General features: G+C 61.6%; 12 protein-coding genes. 3 read left to right on the top strand and 9 right to left on the bottom strand.

Annotation, left to right across the window (positions count from 1 at the left end; all coding sequences use genetic code 11):
* Window positions 1-270: 270 nt before the first annotated feature.
* From H6650_20640 to H6650_20665, 6 genes are all read right to left on the bottom strand, one after another.
* Entirely contained in the window at window positions 271-1410 is a 1140-nt protein-coding gene (locus H6650_20640; protein MCB8954422.1) for an aspartate--ammonia ligase, read from the bottom strand.
* Window positions 1407-1610, bottom strand: a complete 204-nt coding sequence (locus tag H6650_20645; GenBank protein ID MCB8954423.1) for a hypothetical protein — start codon at window positions 1608-1610, stop codon at window positions 1407-1409. Before H6650_20645 ends, H6650_20640 begins: the two co-directional genes overlap by 4 nt.
* A 44-nt stretch (window positions 1611-1654) precedes the next feature.
* Window positions 1655-2947 carry a sugar ABC transporter substrate-binding protein gene (locus H6650_20650; protein MCB8954424.1) on the bottom strand — a complete coding sequence of 431 codons (1293 nt, stop codon included), beginning with the start codon at window positions 2945-2947 and terminating at the stop codon, window positions 1655-1657.
* 103 nt (window positions 2948-3050) lie between these two features.
* Window positions 3051-3869, bottom strand: coding sequence for a hypothetical protein (locus H6650_20655; protein MCB8954425.1), 819 nt, complete (start codon window positions 3867-3869; stop codon window positions 3051-3053).
* A 54-nt stretch (window positions 3870-3923) separates the two neighbouring features.
* The gene (locus H6650_20660; GenBank protein MCB8954426.1) at window positions 3924-4742 is read right to left on the bottom strand and encodes a carbohydrate ABC transporter permease; all 819 of its coding nucleotides are present in this window, start codon (window positions 4740-4742) and stop codon (window positions 3924-3926) included.
* A gap of 16 nt (window positions 4743-4758) precedes the next feature.
* Complete coding sequence (locus H6650_20665) at window positions 4759-5679, bottom strand: sugar ABC transporter permease (protein MCB8954427.1); 921 nt, start codon at window positions 5677-5679, stop codon at window positions 4759-4761.
* Window positions 5680-6042: 363 nt separating this feature from the next.
* Here H6650_20665 and H6650_20670 point away from each other — a divergent pair, with 363 nt between their 5' ends.
* Window positions 6043-6666, top strand: coding sequence for a hypothetical protein (locus H6650_20670; protein MCB8954428.1), 624 nt, complete (start codon window positions 6043-6045; stop codon window positions 6664-6666).
* A gap of 227 nt (window positions 6667-6893) precedes the next feature.
* On the opposite strand, the gene H6650_20675 is transcribed toward H6650_20670, so the two are convergent.
* Both H6650_20675 and maf read right to left on the bottom strand, forming a co-directional pair.
* A complete protein-coding gene (locus tag H6650_20675; GenBank protein ID MCB8954429.1) occupies window positions 6894-7583 on the bottom strand; it encodes a hypothetical protein in 690 nt (229 codons plus the stop codon).
* Between the two features lie 180 nt (window positions 7584-7763).
* Window positions 7764-8441, bottom strand: coding sequence for a septum formation protein Maf (gene maf, locus H6650_20680; GenBank protein MCB8954430.1), 678 nt, complete (start codon window positions 8439-8441; stop codon window positions 7764-7766).
* Between the two features lie 183 nt (window positions 8442-8624).
* Here maf and H6650_20685 point away from each other — a divergent pair, with 183 nt between their 5' ends.
* Complete coding sequence (locus H6650_20685) at window positions 8625-9200, top strand: hypothetical protein (protein MCB8954431.1); 576 nt, start codon at window positions 8625-8627, stop codon at window positions 9198-9200.
* Between the two features lie 74 nt (window positions 9201-9274).
* Complete coding sequence (locus tag H6650_20690) at window positions 9275-14470, top strand: VCBS repeat-containing protein (protein ID MCB8954432.1); 5196 nt, start codon at window positions 9275-9277, stop codon at window positions 14468-14470.
* Window positions 14471-14628: 158 nt separating this feature from the next.
* Here the strand turns inward: H6650_20690 and H6650_20695 are convergent, their stop codons facing one another.
* A complete protein-coding gene (locus H6650_20695) occupies window positions 14629-19284 on the bottom strand; it encodes an AAA family ATPase (GenBank protein ID MCB8954433.1) in 4656 nt (1551 codons plus the stop codon).
* Window positions 19285-19634: the final 350 nt, after the last annotated feature.

Here is a 19634-nt window from a genome sequence, read left to right on the forward strand (position 1 = left end):
GGTGGTGAGTGAGGAATGCCGGCATCATACCGCTGCCGCGCTGGACGGGGGCACAAAAAAAGCCACGGCACATGATGTACCGTGGCCAGGGTCGCTTTTCAGAAGGGGGGGGGAAGAAAAAGCGTCAGGCGGTGGTGGGTACACGCATGCCGGCATTCCACAATTCAAGAGCATTTCTCACTTGTGCTGACATACATGCACCTCCTTACATTGCGTCAAAATATCCGATAACGCCACCAGTGTAGCCGCAAGCCGGGCGAAAGTCAATACCTATTCCAGTACGAAGATGTTCTTCTCCGCGCACATGTCTTTCAGGATTTGGGGCCAGACGGTGACGCTGACTTCGCCCAGGTGGGCTTTGCGCAGCAGGAGCATGAGCGTGCGCGCCTGGCCGATGCCGCCGCCGATGCTGAGGGGGATTTCGCCGTTGATGATGGCCTGGTGGTAGGGCATGCCCAGGAAGTGAAGCTGGTTGGTGATTTCCAACTGGCGCACCAGCGAGCGGGAATTGACGCGAACGCCCATGGAGGAGAGTTCGTGGCGACGCTGCGTTACGGGGTTCCAGACGAGGATGTCGCCGTTGAGACCGTGCATGGGGCGTCCATCGGCGGAAACGGTTTTCGTGACCCAATCGTCGTAGTCGGCGGCGCGCATTTCGTGGGGGTAGCCATCTTTGAGTGTCCAACCAATGCCATAGATGAAGACGGCGGGATATTCTTGCAGGATCATGGTTTCCCGCTGCTTGCGCGGCAGGTCGGGATACATTTCCAGAATGTCTTCGGCGTGGATGAAGGTGAGTTCGTCGGGGAGGTTGGGGTATTTGTCGGTTTTGAGTTGGGGGAACTGTTCGTGCAGGAAGATTTCCGCCCCTTTGATCACGCGCCAGATGCGCTGGACGACATCGGTGAGGTAATCCAGGCTGCGCTCGTCTTCGGTGATGGCTTGTTCCCAGTCCCATTGGTCCACGTAGGCGCTGTGGTCGTGGTCCAGGAAATAATCTTTGCGCACGGCGCGCATGTCGGTGCAGAGGCCTTCGCCGGGCTGCATGTCGAATTGGCGCAAGGCCATGCGCTTCCATTTGGTGGCGGCCTGGACGACTTCGGCGTCAATGGGGTGTTGGTCGTAATCGTTGGAGATGTGGAACTGCACGGGGGTGCGGGAGCCGTCGCGGTCGAGGTAGTCGTTGACGCCGCTTTCGGAATCAACGATGAGGGGGACCGTGACCATTATGAGGTTAAGCTGCCGGCATAAATGCTCCTCAATGTAGTTCTTGGCCGCGAAAATGGCGCGCTGTGTCTCTTTGGGCGTGAGCAAAGAACGATAATTCTGGGGCAGGATGTGTTCCAGTTCGGCATAATTGCCAATGCCCGGACCGGCCAGGTCAGCCCGTTTATCCAGATCAGGTATCATGGGAAGCTCCTTGGGGCGAAGTAGCAGTCGCCATCGGTGGATGGTGACCGGTTGATGGACGCCTGCCGCGTCGCGGTTGAGGGGGTGCGGACGACGGCAGGCGTGTGATGGTTTGGCTTTTTGCCGGCATGGAGGGCTGCGACAATGCCGGCAAACATACCCCAAGCGTAAGCCAGGCAGCCAGACGTGTCAGGTGTCACACGTCATCGGCTGCCCGGAAAAATGTCATATCAGGCTATGAGGCCTACGGCCCGACGCCGGCGGAAATTCCCGTGAGAAAATACTCCTCCGTGCGCTGGTCTGCCAGTTTCGCCGCATCCGCCACGGAAATGTCTCCGTAGAAAGCGCGCTCAATCTCTTCGTCCGCCGTGCCTTCAATTTCCGCCCAGGTGCTGATCACGGGCACGCGCCGCAGGATCGCGGCCTGGTCCAGGAAGACATAGCCGCGGCTGGGGGACTGGCCCGGATTGAGGAAATCATCCGATTCCGCCACGGAGATGAGCGACGGAACGGTGCGCCCCGTGCGGGCAATGATCGCCTGCCCGGCGACGGAGTTGGCGAATTCGATGAAGGTCCAGGCGGCGTCTTTGTTTTTCGCGGCGCTGGAGAGGCAGTAGCCGTCGCTGTGCAGCATACTGGCAGCAACCTTGCCGGTGGGCATGGGGGCCACGTCCCAGGAGAAGGATTCGATCTCGCGGAAGGTGGGCGTGGCGCGGCGGCTGTTGAGGAAGAGTCCGATTGTGCCGGCAACGAAGCGACTTTCACTATCCATTGAGGCCTCTTCCTCGCGGTCCGGAGTCACGCCATGCACCTGGCGCAGGTCCACGAACCATTGCAGCGCCTCTTGCGAGGGGAAGCGGGTCAACGTGAGGCGGGTGGGGTTGTCGGTATCGTCCACGATGACGCCCCCGTTTTCCCAGACGAACGCCGACAGGCGATAGAGCGAAGGCTCCACGCCCAGGCCGTACTGGTCAACGACGCCATCGCCGTCCGTGTCCTGTGTCAGGGCCACCGCCGTTTTCAGGAAATCGTCCCAGGTCCAATCGTCGGCGGGGTAGGCCAGGCCGGCGGCGTCGAACATGTCCTCGTTATAATACACCACCAGGTTAGAGATATTTTGCGGCAGGCACATGAGCGTGCCGTTCCAGGTGAAGGCTTCCATGGGCACGGGGTAGAATTGGTCCGCGGCGATGATGTCGCTCTTGTCCAGGTAGGGGCCGAGTGGCTCCAACTGCCCGGCGGCGGCGAAACCGGCGATACGGCGGTAGTTCATCAAGGTGATGTCGATGGGCGTGCCGGCAGCGAAGTCGGTCGCCAGGCGCGTGCGGTAATCTTTGTCGGAGGGGATGTGGGTGACTTCGACGTGGATTTCCGGGTGGGCTTCCTCGAAGGCGGCGACGAGTTCCAGGTAGGCGTCGCGTTCGGCGGGGTCGCCGGAGGTCATGAAGGTGATGGTGGTGGGGGTTTTGCTGGCGGAACAGGCGGTGAGGAGGAGGAAAATGCCGGCAAAAACCGCATAACGTAAACGAGAAAACATACTTACTCCTTTTGGGTAGCTGAGAAGACCAAAACCAATCAGCAGCCCTGCGCCTGCCGCCAGGGCTACTGAAAGAGAACAGATTGAGAACGGATTGCAGAGACTAGGTGGGGTGAAAACGAGATAGGAGAAAATGGGCGGATGGCGTTGGCGTACAGGGAACCGGGGCCGTTGGCACGGGAAGCTGCATTTGCAGGACGTTGTTCGTCTCGTCCACCTCCTCCACCAGTGCCGTGCTGTCCACTTCCACCTCGCTGGGGTCGGCATAACCGGGGACAAAGATAGTGATCGACTCGCCACTCCCCAAACCATCCTGGACCACTTGCTGTACGCCGTTCACCGTGACCACAAAGGGGCCGGCGGGAACCGCCCCCGCATTTTTCAAGGTTAATCGCACCCCCATGGTCGCGCCCGGCTCCATACAGGTCGCGTTCTCAAATGAATACGCCATCGACAAGGGGATCAGGTCCGGCAGCTCCGCTGCTTGCGGCGTACACACGACGGGGGGGGTGGGCACGGGCAGGCTCTCCTCCAGGCGGTTGTTTTCCTCGTCCGCCTCCTTCACCTCATCTTGCGCATCTACCACCGCCGTGTTCATCTGCGGATAAACCTCATAACCGCGAAAGAACAGGCTCATCTGCTTCCCCGCCGCCAACCCCTCCGTGGTCTGCGACACGCCGTTGACCGTCACCACGAAGGGCACGGCGTCCACATCTCCGGCGTTCTCCACCCCCACCCGCACACCCAACGCATCTCCCAGCCGCAGACAGCCAGGGTTTTCCAGTTCCACGCGCATTGTTGTGACGCGCAAATCGGGACGTGGCGGCGTCGGCGTCGCGTTCCCCTGCTCCCCTCTTGGCGCGCAGCCGATCAACATCAGGCCCACCCATAACCATGTGATGAAGATGTGAAGTCGTTTCATGTGTGATACCGTTGCCAACGTAACCCGGTTTTTCCGAAAAACCGGGTTGCTTTGTTATTCGTCCAGATGGCGGCGAAAATAGGGTTGCGCTAACAAGAAAAGGACAACGGGAATAGCGGTTGCGTACACGGCTGCCGCCATCAAAAGCGGCCAGTCGGAGCGATTGAGCTGCTGCAACAATTGTAGCGCAATCGGCAGCGTGAACCAACGTTCGCCGCTCAAATACAGCAGCGGGCTGAGAAAATCCCCCCAGTACACGACGAAACTGAGTAGCGCCACGCCAATGGCCGTCGGGCGAGCCATGGGCAAGGCCACGAAACGCCACATTTCCAGCGCGGACGCGCCATCCAGGCGGCCGGCATCGTAGATGGCCGTGGGAATGCGGCGGAAGGCGCGATAAAACATGAGGACGTAGAAGGGGCTGGTTCCCATCCAGGCGGGGGCGACGATGGCCCAAATGCTGTCTAGCAGGCCAAGCTGTTTGTAGATGAGGAAGCGGGTGGACCAGAGGGCAATGCCCGGAACCATCAACACCGCCAGCGAGACGACGACCCAGCGGCGCTGGTCGCGGCGGGGGAGTTGGGCAATGGCGAAACCGGCCCAGGAACCGGTGACGATGGTTAGGGGGACGGCTAAGGCGGCAATCACCAGGCTGTGTAGGGTGAAGCGGGCGAGGGGGACCATGCGCCACATGCGGATGAAGTTTTCCAACGTGGGATTGTCGGGCAGCAGGCGGAAGGTGCGCGACAGCGGCTGCCCCAGCGGCAGCAGGGAGGCGGATAGCATCCAGAATAGCGGCAGCAGGAAAACGAGGGCGACGAAAACGCGGACCAGGGTTAGCAGGCGGATGCGTAGGTGCGGAGATAGCTTCATCGTGGTGGGATAGTGGTCAAAGAACGAATGTCTCTTCGGTTGTGCCAATGTCCCACTGCCGGGCAATCAGGTAAAGGAAGAGAACAATTAGCCCGGTGAGGAGGTAAAGGACCCAGAGGGCGACGCTGGCGACGCCGAAGTTGTGCAGGTCGAAACCCTGTTCGTAGATGAACATGGGCAGGGTGTAGGTGGCGTAGTAGGGGCCGCCGCCGGTCGTGAAGGTGGTGGCGGCGAAGGCGTTCTCGAAGGTGAGGATGGCGTCGCGGAAGGCAAGCAGGAGGAGGATGGGGGAGAGGATGGGGAGAGTGATGTGGCGGAAGATGCGCCAGGCTCCGGCTCCATCTATACGGGCGGCGTCTTCGATTTCTGCCGGCATATCATGCAACGCCGCCAGACTCACCAAAAACCCCTCCCCAATTTGCCACAAACTGAGCAAAATCAACGCCGGCTTCGCCCACACCGGGTCCACAAACCAGGCGGGCGGATCCAGCCCCACCAGCCGCAGCAGCAAATTAACCGGACCAAACAGCGGATTCAGCAGCCACAGCCACGCCAGCGCATAGGCGGCCATGGGGATCGTCGTCGGCAGGTAGACCAGGACACGCAACCAGCCAAGATAACGCCCCCCGCGCCGCATCAGGTTTGCCAGCAGGAACGCGCCAAACACGCGCATGGGCACGGGGAGCAGGATAAGGGCCAGCGAATTTTGCAGGCTGAGGTTAAACAATTCATCCGTGTAGGCGAGAACAAAATTGAGTGTACCTACCCAGCGTGGCGGTGAAAGCGCATCATACTGAAAAAAGGCCAGGGTAAAAGACACCAGCGCGGGGACAATAACCAACACCACGATCCCCAACGCATAGGGCAGCAGCAGCAGTTGTAATTGGACGTTATAATTGCCCCGTTTGTGCCATAATTGGCGCAAAAAAGTCGTCATTGGAACCATTCTTGCCTGTGAAACGTTTTGCAGATGAAAGATTGTAACGATTAGGGCTGATTAGGACTGACGATCAAATAAAGTACGGAATGGTATCGTCAGTTTGAAGGAACGGTAAGGAAACAACTTCGTTGGCTTATTTATTTTCCGTCCCTTAGTGGCTGTCCGCAATCAAGTTAGCGGAAATGTGCGGACGGCGGCTATCATGGATAGCCGCTATTCATGATAGCTGGGCCGTAACCGTCCGTAAAAAGTGTGAAGTTGTTTTCGGGCGGTCACTTAGCCTCCGAGGTATATGTTCCCACAAAGCGGGGACGAGTTAGAAACTCGTCCTACAAAGGTGTTTTTGAAGGAGTTGTGTTCATGAAGAAATACGTATTGTCATTGAGCCTGATCCTGGTACTCTTGCTGTTGGCGAGTTGCACAGCCGGCGGCAGCGGTGAGCCTTCCGCCGGAGACGTGTTGGAGACGACGCGGATTGCGGAGCCGGCCACGAACATGGCTCCGGCACTGAAGGCGGTAACAACGGTTCCAACGGAGGAGAAGACGAACATGGATGATGACATTGCTGACGAGGCCAACGCGCTGCCTCAGAATGGAGACGCGGATGTTGTGCAGGGCGGCCCGGTGGAACCGGTCACGGTGGACCTGAGCCAGATTACGCCGCAGGCGAACACGGGGGGCGAATTGGAAGTGATGCCCGCGCCGCGTGTGCCGGATGAAATGGTAGCCATGGTTGCTAAAGTTAGCCAGGACCTGGCGCAGCGGCTGAACATTGACGTGGAAAAGGTGTCGCTGGTGGTCGTGGAAGCAGTTGAGTGGCGCGACAGCAGCCTCGGCTGCCCGGAACCAGACATGATGTACATGATGGTGATCACGCCGGGCTACCGCCTGGTGCTACAGGCGAACGCCCAGCTTTACGAGTACCACACCGGGCGCAATGACGTTTTTGTCTACTGCGCGGATATTCAGCCAGAAATCAAGTGACATGAAAAAAGGGCCTGCAAAGGCCCTTTTTCTTTTTGCAAGGGCGTATTCGTCTACTCGTCTGGCATCGATGGAAGAGCCTGCTTCATGTATTCGAGCCTTCTCGACAAATGCTAAGGAACGGAATTCAATAAGACAACAAGTTGTTTCTTTGCCGTTCCTTCAAACTGACGATGCTATTCCGTACTTTATTTCATCGCCAGTCCTAACAATACCGTGGGTGTTTGTCAGAATAGGGAGGGACCGATGGTGATGAGCAGGTAGACGAGAATGATGAAGACGAGGATGGCGGCGACGACGAGGACCGTGAGAAGTGTGGAAGAACTGCCGGCACGTTTGGTGGGCTGTTGCTTCGGCGAGGGCTTGGGGGATGGGACGGGCTGCGCCGCGGCGCGGGCCGCGGCGACGGCCTCTTCGCGTTCTTTTTCCCAGTCACTCGCGGGCATCTCTTGCAGCCAGTCGGGGATTTCCATTGCCGCCGCCGGCGTGGGGGCGGGGGCAGTCGGTTCGGTGGTTGCCGTCGGCTCCAGTACCATGTCCCCGTCATCCGCCAACCACGGCGGTAACGTATCGCCTGCTGCTTGCGCCTCGAAGTCGTCTGCGTCCTGGGATATGGGCATGGCGATGGAGGCGGGGGTGGGGGTTTCTTGTGCCGGCATTCCCGCAGGCGACGCGGCGAGTATCACGCCTTCCAATTCGCCCATGCGCGCGGTGGCGGCGGCGTGGGTGGGGTCGATCTTCAAGACACGACGCAGGAATATCTCTTCTTGTTCGGCGGAGGGGACAATGGTGCTGAGTAAGTACCAGGCGGCGGCATTCCGGCGGTCTTCTTTTAGCAATTTCGCTAACAGGACGTGCGCTTCTTCGAGATTGCCGGCATTTACGGCTGCCTGGGCATCAGAAAACAAATCGCTCATGGATTGTACCCCCTGGTGTAGTTCATACCGTCTGGTGGCTTCACGCAATCAAGACAACAAATGATGACATAAGATGCGCAAATTGTAACACGTCTTTGCGATCCAAACGAGATATTTTTACCCACGGGAGCGCGGCAAGCGTATGACTTTACTCCCGTTGCCGCGGGCATCCAAAGTCGGCTATCCGTTTTCGCCCGGAAGTTGCCGGTGCGGAAGAATTCGCGCGTGAACGGGACAATCGTACCGGTGATGCTGCTGGCAGCGCGCGGGGACATGCGGCAGGTCGATGCCCCCCAGTCGCCGCAGCGCCCGCGCCAGGTGGCACAATGGCAGCCCCACCACGGCAGCGTAGCAATCCGCCAGGTGCGCTACCGGCGCAAAGCCCGCATGTTGGATGGCGTATGCGCCCGCCTTGTCCAGCGGATCGCCCGTGGCCACATAGGCGGCAATTTCCGCGTCGGAATAGTTCCGCATGGGCACATCCACCGAGGCCACGTCCGTGACCACCGCCCCCGTGCCCATGTGCCGTAGGACGATGCCCGTGTGGACCTGATGCGCCCGCCCGCGCAGCCGCCGCAGCATCCGCCCGGCCTCCGCCGCATCGGCGGGCTTGTTCAACATCTCCCCCTCAATGGCCACAGTCGTATCGGCGGCCACGATGATGGCATCCTGGCGCGACAGACGCGCAGCCACGGCGTCCGCTTTCAGGCGGGCTGTCTCCACGACGTTGATGGCCGGGTCAGGATGCGTGACGCTGCTTTCGTCCACGTCGGCCGTCATAATTTCGTAGGGCAGCCCCAGCAACTGGATCAGTTCGCGGCGGCGGGGGGAGGCGGAGGCAAGGATGAGTGTGGTCATATTCGGGGAGCAGTATACTGGCGCTGTTTTCCATAAGCAAATTCTCTCACGCGCCTGCTGACAGACTGCTGACAGACTGCTGACAGACTGCTGACGTTCTCCACGTATGGTGTTGCCACAACCAACGGACCACACCGGGTCCGCCGCAACCACCTGATTCGCACACCAGACAAGGAGAAGAGCATGACCCGCTTTACCTTCAAATCATGTATCCAAATCGAAGACGAAGACGCCATTGTGGAACTGCTGTTTACCGTCAAAGACGAACTCTATTTGCCGGACAAACAGGTCATCCGCGCCATTGTCTCTAACCTGTTTGCCCACGGCGGCGTGATTGGCGCCTATCATGGGCGGCAGTTGTGCGGCATGATGGGGTATTTTCTGGGCAGCCCGGAGCAGGAATACGCCAACAAAGAAGTAGCCTTCCTGTACGTCGGCTGCATCTTGCCCAGCTATCGCCTCACCAGAATGTTCCACGGTGGCTTGCTGTTTGCGCTGCAACAGTTCGCCACAATCGGCGTGCGCGAAATTCGCCTGCAAGCGGAAGCCGCCAACCCCTATACCAACCGCCTCTATGCCCGTTTTGCCCAACCGCTGTCTCACGGCAAGAGCCTGCGCGGCGTGCCCGTGATCACCTACGGTGGATCGCTGCAAGTGGCCTTGAACCACCTGGCTCCCCGGCAGCGCGCGCTCCCCGCATTACCGCCGCCGCACGTGGAAAGCCCAGGATTGCCTGCGCTTGTCTCTCATGGCAAATAGCGTCATACTCCTACCTGTTCACCCATCCGCCGTGTCAGTCCCTGCCCAACGACCAACCCAGGAGGCTCAGAGCTATGAACCAGCGACCCCTTTCCGCAAAACGACGTCGTCTAGTGTTATTAGGGATATGTTTCCTGCCCCTATACTGGCTCTGGCAGATCGATCTGCTGGCCCCATCCGGTGAGATGGCGGCTTTACCCATGCGCGCCGCCTCGCCGGCGCAAGCGGCCCTGCCCCCGTCGCCGTGGGTTGGCCCAACTGTGCCCGCCGAGGCGGCCACACTCCCGCTCTTGCCCCGCCTGGCTCCCCGAATGCAAAACCCCAACAACGTTGCCGCCGCCGTCAGTTTGGACCCGGCCACGGTCTGGACCTCCGCCGACGTAGAGGAATCCTACAGCGCGGCCTGGGGCGACGTGGACGGAGACGGCGACCTGGACCTGGCGGTGGGGAACAGTCCCATCAGTGGCCTGGGGGACGGCTTTGGCGGGCAGAATGTCATTTATCGCAATGACAACGGCGTATTGCAGAGCGAGGGCAACATCTGGCGTTCACGCAATGCGGCCTACACCAGAAGCGTGGCCTGGGGCGATGTGGATGGGGATGGCGACCTGGACCTGGCGGTGGGGAACGGGTGCGATTACGCGGACGAAGACTGCGGGCGTAATGAGGTCTACCTGAACCAAAATGGTCGTTTGCACGGTGAGCCTGCCTGGGAATCGGAGGAATTCGATAACACCACCAGCGTGGCCTGGGGCGACGCGGACGGTGATGGTGACCTGGACCTGGCCGTGGGCAATGATGGCGGCCCCAACCGAATGTATATGAATGAAAATGGGAAATTGCAACGGCAGGCCCTCTGTATTTTTGGCGACGACCGCATTCATACCTTTAGCCTGGCCTGGGGGAACATGGATGCGGATTCTGGTTTGGTGCTGGCTGCCGGCAATTTCGGCAGCAACAAGCTCTACGCCTACGAGAACGGCTGCCTGCAAGAGATTTGGGATTCTCAGGACAACGAAAGCACCCGCAGCGTCGCCTGGGGAGACATGGATGGCGATGGCGATCTGGACCTGGCGGCGGCCAACTGGGGTCGGGACAGCAAAATCTATCGCAACCAGGACCACGTCCTGCAAAGCGCGACGGATACACCTGCCCCCGTCACCTTTGGCGGAAATCTTTCTTACAGCGTGGCCTGGGGGGATGTGGACGGCGATGGTGACCTGGACCTGGCGCTGGGCAACGACGACAGCCGCCTGGAAATATACCTGTATCAAGATGGTGTGCTGCAACGCTTTCCCTGGACTGCCGGCATCAGCCACGAGAAGTTCAAACGCCGCACTCGCGTCGTGACCTGGGGAGACGTGGATGGGGACGGCGACCTGGACCTGGCCGTCGCTAATATCTTGAGCAACGACAGCGAATTTTTAGGCACGAACCTGGTTTACTACAATCAAGGCAGCCTCCTCTCCCGCGTAGCGGAACCGTGGGACGACAGCGGCGTATGGCTGCGCAGCCCCGCCTGGGAGGATATTGATGGCGATAGACACCCGGAGTTGACCATCAGCAACACGCCCGGCAACACGGGCGCGGTGCATAGCTCCGGCGCGAACGTCGTTTATCTCAATGACAACGGAGACATCCACGCTTTTACCTTTCCCGGCGAGAATGCCAATACCCGCGCCATCGCCTGGGGGGATGTGGATGGGGATGGGGACATTGATCTGGCGCTGGGCAACTGGGGACCGGCCAACCGCGTCTATTTCAACGATGGGCATCAGTTGCAGGCGGCGCGGAGTTGGGCGTCCACCGAGGCCGACCTGACGTTGAGCGTGGCCTGGGGGGACGTCGATGGGGATGGCGACCTGGACCTGGCGGTCGGCAACGATGGCGCCAATGCGGTCTATCTTTATCAGAACGGGGCGCTCCTGCCGACCGCCAGTTGGCGCTCCAACGACGCTGACGAAACGAACAGCATTGCCTGGGGAGATGTCGATGGGGATGGCGACCTGGACCTGGCTGCCGGCAATATCAACGGCGGCGCGAAGAAGATCTATCTCAATCAAGGGGGCGTGTTGCAAAGCGAGGCGGCCTGGGTAGGCGAGCGCGACGCCACAGAGCTAACCTGGGGAGATGTGGACGACGATGGCGACCTGGACCTGATTACCAGCTCCTATGGGCGGGGTTTCTTGTTCCGCAACAATCGCCAGGGCCAGAGCGGGCGCGTCAACGAGGACCCCACGCTGACGGTCAACCGCCCGACGCCTGCCGGCAGCGTGGATTTCTTCGCGCCACCGCCGGTAGAAACGCGGACCATTATCTCCCTGACGTACACGCTCTGGGACCAGGAAAGCGACCGCATTGGGCGAATCGCGGGTCAGTATTCGCTTAACGGCGGAGGGCAATGGTTCCCTGCCGTCGCTGCCGGCGGCACAGTCACCCAAAATTTGCCGGCAGATGGCACGGCGCGGGTGTTCCTGTGGAATACATTTGCGTCCGGGTTTGTGGGGCAGTCGGATAACGTCGTCTTTCGCCTGCTGGCGTATCCGCGGCCGCCGACGGAGACCGCCGTGATCACGGGCACATATCGTTATACCAACACCACGAGCGGCGGTCTGTGGCAGCGCCCCTTTGTTGTGGCGCAGACGCCCCCGTTTGCGGTGCGGGGGACGCAAATTGTGGTGACGCAGCGGGATGGGCAACCTGCGGTGGGGGCGGTTGTGTACAATAAGACGGGCACGACTCTTTCGGCGGCGATTTTGCGGGATAATGCCGGCATTCCTTACACCACCAACGAAGACGGCATCCTCCAGGGCCGCGCCATCATCCGCGCCGGCGACCAACTCGTTGCCCTCTGGCCCGTCCCCACGGAAACACAGCAACTCTCGACTACCCTCCGCATCCCTTTTGCCGGCAACTACACCCTCTTCTTCAGCAGCAGCCCTCCCACCGAAACCGGTCTGGCCTTCACCCCCGTGGCCGCCGAAGGGGGACTGCTGCCCCTGACCGTCTCCCACCGCCAACCGCTCCTCCTTTTCCACCTCAACGTCTCCCTGGAATGGGACGCGCGCCAGGACGAACTGTTCTTGCGTGAACTGGAACAGAGCTTCCGCCAGGCCGCCACCCTCCTCTACGACGTGAGCAACGGGCAGGTGGCCCTGGGGCAGATCAACCTGTTCCACGACAAGGCATACTGGGGGCAATCAGACATCTTGATTTACGCCGACAACGGATTACGTCCCTCGGCGGCGATTGGCGGCATCATCTCGCAAACGGTTGCGGACCCTGGCAACAGCGAGACCGGCCACGCGCCCGTGCCCGACGCCTACCTGCCCGGTTCCATCCGCATGGGAACCGTCTGGGATCCCTACGGCGAACGCACGGCCGACCTGGGCGAAGAGTGGACCCGCGCGCTGGCCCACGAATTGGCCCATTACCTCCTATTCCTGCCCGACAACTACCTCGGCTTCAAAGGAGAGGCGGAGAACGTGTTGGGGCGCATCAACTGCCCGGACAGCTTCATGACCAGCAGCAGCGACCCCACGTATAGCGAATTTCTCACCCCCGGGGAATGGCAGGATCGCCCTGCCTGCCTCACGACTTTAGCCAACGTCACCACGGGGCGCTCCGATTGGGCCACGATCACGCGCTTTTATCCCATGCTCTTTGCGCCACCGGAACCGCCCCTGAATGGACCCGCTAATTTGCCCCTGGACGTCACCTATGTCCTTCCCTGGCGCTTTAACGGCGCGGAAATGCCCCTGGCCAGCCGTAATTTTGACATCCGCACCGACGATGGCCGCGATGGGCGGCTGCGTTTACCCAATGCCCAGGCGTACCTCTTCCACACAAACGTTCTCACGGACACGACGGACGATGTGCTGATTCCGCTGGGTGCGCCGACGGGGGGCGGCGACCGGCTGAAGGTGCGCGGCGCGGCCCCCGGAGACCGTGTCTGTGTCTTTGATAATGGTTTGCCCCAGGCGTACACGGGTTGTATTGCGAACATCACGGCGGATACCGTGGCCATCCGGGCGGCGGCGCGCGCGGCGGATTGGCAGCCGCAAATTCTGGTGCGGCCCGTGACCAGTCGCACGATTGCGCTGACGGTGACGCAGCCCATCACCGATGGGGAAAGGCCGCGGGCGCAACTGTTCCCCATGCACTATGGCGCGATTCCCGGGAACGCGGTGAGCGATTGGCTGGTGGGCGCGGGGGAGGTGTACACGCAGAACTTGACGATGAGAATGCCGGCATTTGAAATAGCCGTCCGTGTCTGGATAGCCGATGAAAATGGCCTGCCCGATGGCAGCGGGCGCGAAACCATCGCCATCTTCCACCTCACCCCCCCGGACTGGGGACCCTTCAACCTACCCGACGACCTCAGAACCACCGCCACCCCCACCTACGCCCCCATTGGCGGCCCCAACAACGTCCCCACGGGCGGCCCCAACAATGTGCCCACGGGCGGCCCCAATAACGTGCCCACCGGCGGCCCCAATAACGTCCCCATTGGCGGCCCCAACAACGTGCCTACGGGCGGCCCCAACAACGTGCCCACCGGCGGCCCGAATAACGTCCCCACCGGCGGCGTCTCCGGTTCCTTCAATGCCCCCATCGTCTCCGCCGATGCCCAGGTGGCCATCTACCGCGCCGATGGGTTTTTTGCCGATAACGGCGTGGCAAGCCTGCAAGTGCTGGCTGCCGTGCCGGACCAGGCGGCTTACCCGTGGCTGTTGCCGGTGGGACCGGCCTATCGCGTGCAAAACAGGCCCGACGTAACCGGAGAACGCTTCATCTCGTTCGTTTACTTGCAGCGAGATGTGCCCGAAGGGTACGAGAACACGCTGGCTGTCTATTTCAAGGCGGATGGTGTCGGTCGCCCCTGGCGGCGGATCACGGAAACACAGCAGTTCGTGGAAAATCTGGTGGTTGCGCCGCTGCAAACGGACGATGCGGGGGCGGGGATTGATGGCGTTTATGCGGTTATGGCCTCCGTGGAAATGCCGGCACTCCAACCCGGCTGGAACCTACTTGCTTACCCCCTTACCGTCAGCCGCCCCCTGACATCCGCTCTGGCCGCCATCGCCGGCCAATACGACGGCAACCGCGTCTGGCTGGCTGAATGCCAGCCGAAAAGCCCCGACTGCGTGGGGACGCAGGTCAATGCCCTGAAACTGGGTCACGCCTACTGGATTTACATCACCGCCTCCCAATCCGTCACCCTCTACCTGGCTCCCCCCGTGCGCCGGCCCGACGGAACCTTACAGTAAGGACTGACGTAGCTACTAACGCTCTCCGGAGATTGGACCAATTTCACCAGAGAAAATCGGTCCAATCTGGCTTAGCAGTTACTCGTCTTGTTCAATTTCCGCTCCTAACCGCCGGGGAGGAAGATGGAGAATACCAAAAGATTGGTCATTCTTGGCGATTAAACGGTCGCCTGGCGGGGCAGGTTCTCCCAGGCAGCCACAATCTGGCGATGATACGGCACTTGTGTCAAATACTGCTGCCGCAGCGCCTCATCCCGGATACGCCCCGCCCGTGCTTGCAGCCATGTGTACGCCGCTTCCAGCACGTCGCCCGCTTCCGTTGACGCGCCTGCCGCCCGCAGAATGGAAAAACATTGCCAATAAACCAGCAGCGGCAGCTCCACCCCGCCCACGCCCTGCTGTGCCAGCCGCCGCGCCAGGTCCCGCGCACGTTCCGCCGCAAAAGCCGTGTCGCCGCGAGCCATATCCAGCCAGGCCAGCGCCGCTTCCGTATCCACGGACACGCCACTGTCGGGGGTCTCCGAACGCAATCCCGCCGCCTCATACAACAGTGTGCTGGCCTGCTCCACCTCCTCCATATCGGTCAACAGCAGCCCCAAATGCGTCAGCGCATACGCTTTGTCGCGGGGATTGTTGATCGCCTCGCCAATGGCGACCGCCGCCTCAAAACAAGCCTGCGCCTCCTGGCGGCGGCCCTGCAACAGATACGTCATGCCCATGGTATCCAGGCTGTGCCCTTCTGCTTCACGGTCGCCGGCAGCGCGGCAGAGCGCGAGCGCCTGCTCGTGCAAGGCGCGGCAGGCGTCGTAATCTCCCAGTTCAAACCAGGTGTTTCCCAGGTGCGCCAGGCAGCGGATTTCTTGATAAGCCCATCCAACCGACCGGCTGATCCGCAAGCTATGCTCGTAATGATCCCGCGCCGCCTCATAATCCCCCTCCGCGTTGGCGATCAGGCCCAGCATGTCGGTGCAGCGCAGCGCCCCGCGCACATCGTGCGCCGCCTCATACAGCGGCTGCGCCTGCATCACCTGCGCCCGTGCCGTCGCATACGCCTGCTCGTAGTACGCCAGAATGCTGAGATCATAGAGGCAGTCGGCCTGTTCCGGGCCATCGCCGGCTATTTCCGCCAGTTGCCGCGCCCGTTTTAGCAGTGGCTGCGCCGCCCGTGGCTTGCCCTGCTGCCACAACGCGCGCGCCCAACGGTGCATCGCCTGCGCCTCCAACGCGCGATCATCCAGAGCCACGGCCAGCGCCGTCGTGCGCCGCGCGTGCTGGATCGCGCCCGGATAATCACCCCTCACCAGGGCAAATGTGGCCTGGCGCAGGGCAATGTCCGCCTGTGCATGTTCATCCCCAGAACCTGCCGTCAGTTCTACCAGTTGGCGCAAATCCTGCTGCTGTTGTTCCCGATTGCCCAACCAATGGTTGACCATCTCACGCCCCAGCAGGAGCCTCAGGCGCTGCCGATCCGTTCGCGCCAGTGCCAGCCCGCGAGAATAGTGGTTATGCGCTTCGCGGATGAAGTAATTATCCCGCGCCTGATCGCCCGCTTTCAGGTAATAGGCGGCGGCTTGTTGCGCCTCTTGCGCTTGGTCCAGGTGGTGCGCGATTGCCGCGTATTGGGGTTGTTCCGAGGTGGCTATGGCGGCCACAGCCTGGGCCGCCTGACGATGGCGCGCGCGGCGGCGGTCGTCAAATTGTGTGTCGTAGGCTGCATCCCGCAGCAGGGCGTGGTTGAAGACGTAGCGTTCGCCGGAAACGGACTGCCAGATTGCCGCTGCCACGCCTTCCGCCAACCCTTGCTGTAAGGGGGCCTTGGCGACGAGCTGCCGCAGCACGGGCAGGCTGAATTCATGCCCCAGGACGGATGCCTGAGCGGCCAGGTCGCGGGTGGCGGGGGAGAGATGCCCCAGCCGGGCCACCAACAGGTTATGCACGTCTACCGGCAGCCATGTATCTAACCGGGCGCTGTCGCTGCCGCGCACCAGTTTTCCCTGCGCCACCAGGCCATTTTCGCGTAGATAGCGGAGGAGTTGCCCGGTATGGAATGGATTTCCCTGCGCTTGCGCCAACAATAATTCAACCAGCGCGGCGGCTGGCGGATGCGCCAGGTGGTGGGACGCCAGTTGGCGAATAGCTGCGCCATCCAGAGGGGTAAGCGCCAGGGTCGTGTGCGGCGCGCCGGGGGGCAGCAGCGGTTCGAAGTCGTGCGGGCGGGTCGTGATGATGAGGGCAAAGGGGAATCGGGCGGCGCGATGGAACAGGTTGAGCAATAGTTGCCGCGAATCGGCGTCCAGCCAGTGGGCGTCTTCTATTAGCAAGATGATGGGTTGCAGCAAACTTTCCGCTTTGATCAGGGTCATCAAGGCTTGTTGGAAATGTTGCAGCCGTTTTGTGGGATGCAGGTGGGTGTAGAGCGAATCGGGCAGGGTGATGTCCACGAGGGCGGCCAGCAGGGAGTGCAGGCGTCTGAGTTCGGCGGCCAGGTCCGTGTCTGGCGTGGCCGTTATCAGATCGTCGAAGCGGGCGGTAAAGGCGGCCAGGTTGACGGAAGGGGGGTGGACGGGGTGTTGGTTGAAGTAGTCGCGCAGCCAGCGACGAAAGGGCAGCAGGGATTGGGGGTTGCTTTCGTCGCAGGGGCAGTCGAACCATTGCACCGGGTTGTTTTCGGCGCGCAGTTGGGCGACGAGGTGGCTTTTACCGATGCCTGGGGGGCCGGTGATGGTGAAAATGCCGGCATTCTTCCCCCCTCCCCGCCACAAATACCCTATTCCCTCCCGCAGCAGCGCCAACTCCCGGTCTCGCCCCACCAGCGGCAGCGCCGCCGGCGGCGTTGATTCCCTTTGCGGCGGCGTGATGGCTGCCCGCGGTTGCTCCCGCAGCCACGCCTCATCCCAACCGCGAGGGACCACCACTGCCGCCCGTTGTTGCGCCCAATCCCAGGCAGCCGCCACATTCGCCCACTCCGCCGCCATGTGCTGCTGATGCGCTACCGCCCACCGGAGATAATACGCCGCGTGCCGGTCTCGTGTCGGCTCATCCGGCGCGTGCGCCTGCCGCAAATAGGCGATTAGCAGCGGAGATAGATGATAACGGACCTGCGCCAGGCCGTGCGGCGTTTGCTGTCGCGTCAGGAGGGAATGCCGCATCAGGAGGGCCAGGTGGTCTGCTGCCTTACCCAGCACGGCGCGCGCCGCTCCTCGACTGAAACCATCGTGGAAGACGCCCGCCGCTGCTAACGTCTGCCGCGCTTCTGCGGTCAGCAAGGCCCACGATTGGGCGAAAACGGCGTCCAGGCCGCGATGGCGTGGCGGCAGATCGCGCAGGTCCGCGACGAGGCGGACCGGTTCGGTTTGCAGCATCGCCAGCACTTCCGCCACGCTTTGCTGGCGCATTTGGGCGGCGGCCAGCTCAATTCCCAGGGGCAGCCCATCCAGCAGTTGGCACAGCCGAACGACGTCCCGGATGTTTTGTGGGGTCAGGGTGAAGTCAACGCGGGCTTGCCGGGCGCGTTGGTGAAAGAGGGTGATGGCGTCGAAATGCCGGCATTGCGCCAATTCAATATCAACAGTGCGCGGCGTCGCCAACCCCGTCACCGGTAGCACCCATTCCGATTGCGCCTCCAGCGGCTGCCGCGACGTAACCAACACCCTCGCCTGCGCCGCCTGCTCATTCAAGTCCTTGAGCAGTTGCACCAGGGCATCGCCATCGGCAGCCAGCAGCGGCTCCGCATTGTCCAGCACCAACAACGATGGCGACTCCCCCAACCGCGCCACAATTTGCGCCACGGCCTGCTCCGGGTCCAACAGCACCACGCCCACGGCCTGCGCCAGAGCCGCCAACGCCCCTTCCTGGCGCGTCACGCCCAATAGCGAGGCGAAATATGCCGGGTGGCCCGTCTCGGTGGCAAAACGGTGGGCGACTTCCACGGCCAGACGTGTTTTGCCCACGCCCCCTGCTCCCACCAGCGTCAGCAGGCGGCAGTCAGGGCGATTCAGCGTGCCCACGACGTGGCTGATTTCCGCCAGGCGGCCCACAAAGGGCGTCGGTGGCCGCGGCAGCCCTTTCTCCACGGGCGCGGCGGTGATCACGTCCGTGGCAATTTGCTCGTACAGGGTCACGGTCCGCGGATCCGGCTCCACCCCCAGTTCCGCCTCCAGTGCCTCATAACAGCGGTCAAACTGCGCCAGCGCCGCGCTCCGGTCCCCCGCCAACGCCAGGGCGCGCATCATTTGGCGGTGTGCCTCCTCGCGCCACGGTTCCATGCTGAGCTGCCGCTGCGCCGCCGCCTGCGCCCCCGCTACTTCCCCCTGTCGCAGCAGTTGTTCCCCGTACGCCAACAGGGCATCCAATGCCTGGCGATGCAGTTGTTCCCGTTTCACGACCAGCCAGGATTCAAAGAGCGCGCTGTCGCTGCCGAATCCGGGCAGCAGTTCCCCTTGATACAGGTTGGCCGCCGCCGCCCAATCCTCCGCCGCCACCGCCTGCTCAAACAGATGCACATCGAGGCGATAAGGGCTGTCCCTGTTGAACTGCACCGTGTTGCGGGAAATCGCCAGGAAGACGCCCGCTTCTTGCTCCCCCAGCACGCGCCGCAGTTGATACAGCGACTGCCGCAAGTTCTGCCTGGCGATGCTGTCCGGCTCGTCGGGCCAGAACATTGTTGCCAGCACATCGCGGGCGTGCGCCCGATCTGCTTCCAGCGCCAGGTAAACCAGCAGCCCTTCCACTTTGGCGGAGCGGAAGTTGGTGATGGGCTGCTGATCCAGACTGGCCTGAAAGGCGTTGAAGCAGGTGATGGCAAGAAAAATCATTTGGCGGAGCGGAAATTGGTGATGGGCTGCTGATCCAGACGGGGCTGAAGGGCATTGAAGCCGGTGATGGCCAGAAGGACCATGCCAGATTATACGGCTTGCCGACGGTTTGGACGATAGGGCGGGTCCGCAAGCAGCTATTCGCCATGTGGAATGATCAGGCAGACGTATTTTGCCACCGGCAAGGGGCGCGCCAGGCACTCAAATGGGCATTGCCGGTCCGCAAGTGAGCCATTCGCGCAGCGACATGGCGCGGACAGCTTGACACGAGTCGTCTGGGAGAAAGATGGCGTTGATTTCATCCGGTACATAGGCGCTGACGAACTGCTGACGACCGGCCGATAGACTTT

The organism is Ardenticatenales bacterium, assembly GCA_020634515.1.
Classification (GTDB): Bacteria; Chloroflexota; Anaerolineae; order Promineifilales; family Promineifilaceae; genus JAGVTM01.

Coding starts and splice junctions, on each gene's coding strand:
- H6650_20640 (MCB8954422.1), bottom strand. CDS start 1,410: ATGATACCTGATCTGGATAAACGGGCTGACCTGGCCGGTCCGGGCATT.
- H6650_20650 (MCB8954424.1), bottom strand. CDS start 2,947: ATGTTTTCTCGTTTACGTTATGCGGTTTTTGCCGGCATTTTCCTCCTC.
- H6650_20655 (MCB8954425.1), bottom strand. CDS start 3,869: ATGAAACGACTTCACATCTTCATCACATGGTTATGGGTGGGCCTGATG.
- H6650_20660 (MCB8954426.1), bottom strand. CDS start 4,742: ATGAAGCTATCTCCGCACCTACGCATCCGCCTGCTAACCCTGGTCCGC.
- H6650_20665 (MCB8954427.1), bottom strand. CDS start 5,679: ATGACGACTTTTTTGCGCCAATTATGGCACAAACGGGGCAATTATAAC.
- H6650_20670 (MCB8954428.1), top strand. CDS start 6,043: ATGAAGAAATACGTATTGTCATTGAGCCTGATCCTGGTACTCTTGCTG.
- H6650_20675 (MCB8954429.1), bottom strand. CDS start 7,583: ATGAGCGATTTGTTTTCTGATGCCCAGGCAGCCGTAAATGCCGGCAAT.
- maf (MCB8954430.1), bottom strand. CDS start 8,441: ATGACCACACTCATCCTTGCCTCCGCCTCCCCCCGCCGCCGCGAACTG.
- H6650_20685 (MCB8954431.1), top strand. CDS start 8,625: ATGACCCGCTTTACCTTCAAATCATGTATCCAAATCGAAGACGAAGAC.
- H6650_20690 (MCB8954432.1), top strand. CDS start 9,275: ATGAACCAGCGACCCCTTTCCGCAAAACGACGTCGTCTAGTGTTATTA.
- H6650_20695 (MCB8954433.1), bottom strand. CDS start 19,284: ATGATTTTTCTTGCCATCACCTGCTTCAACGCCTTTCAGGCCAGTCTG.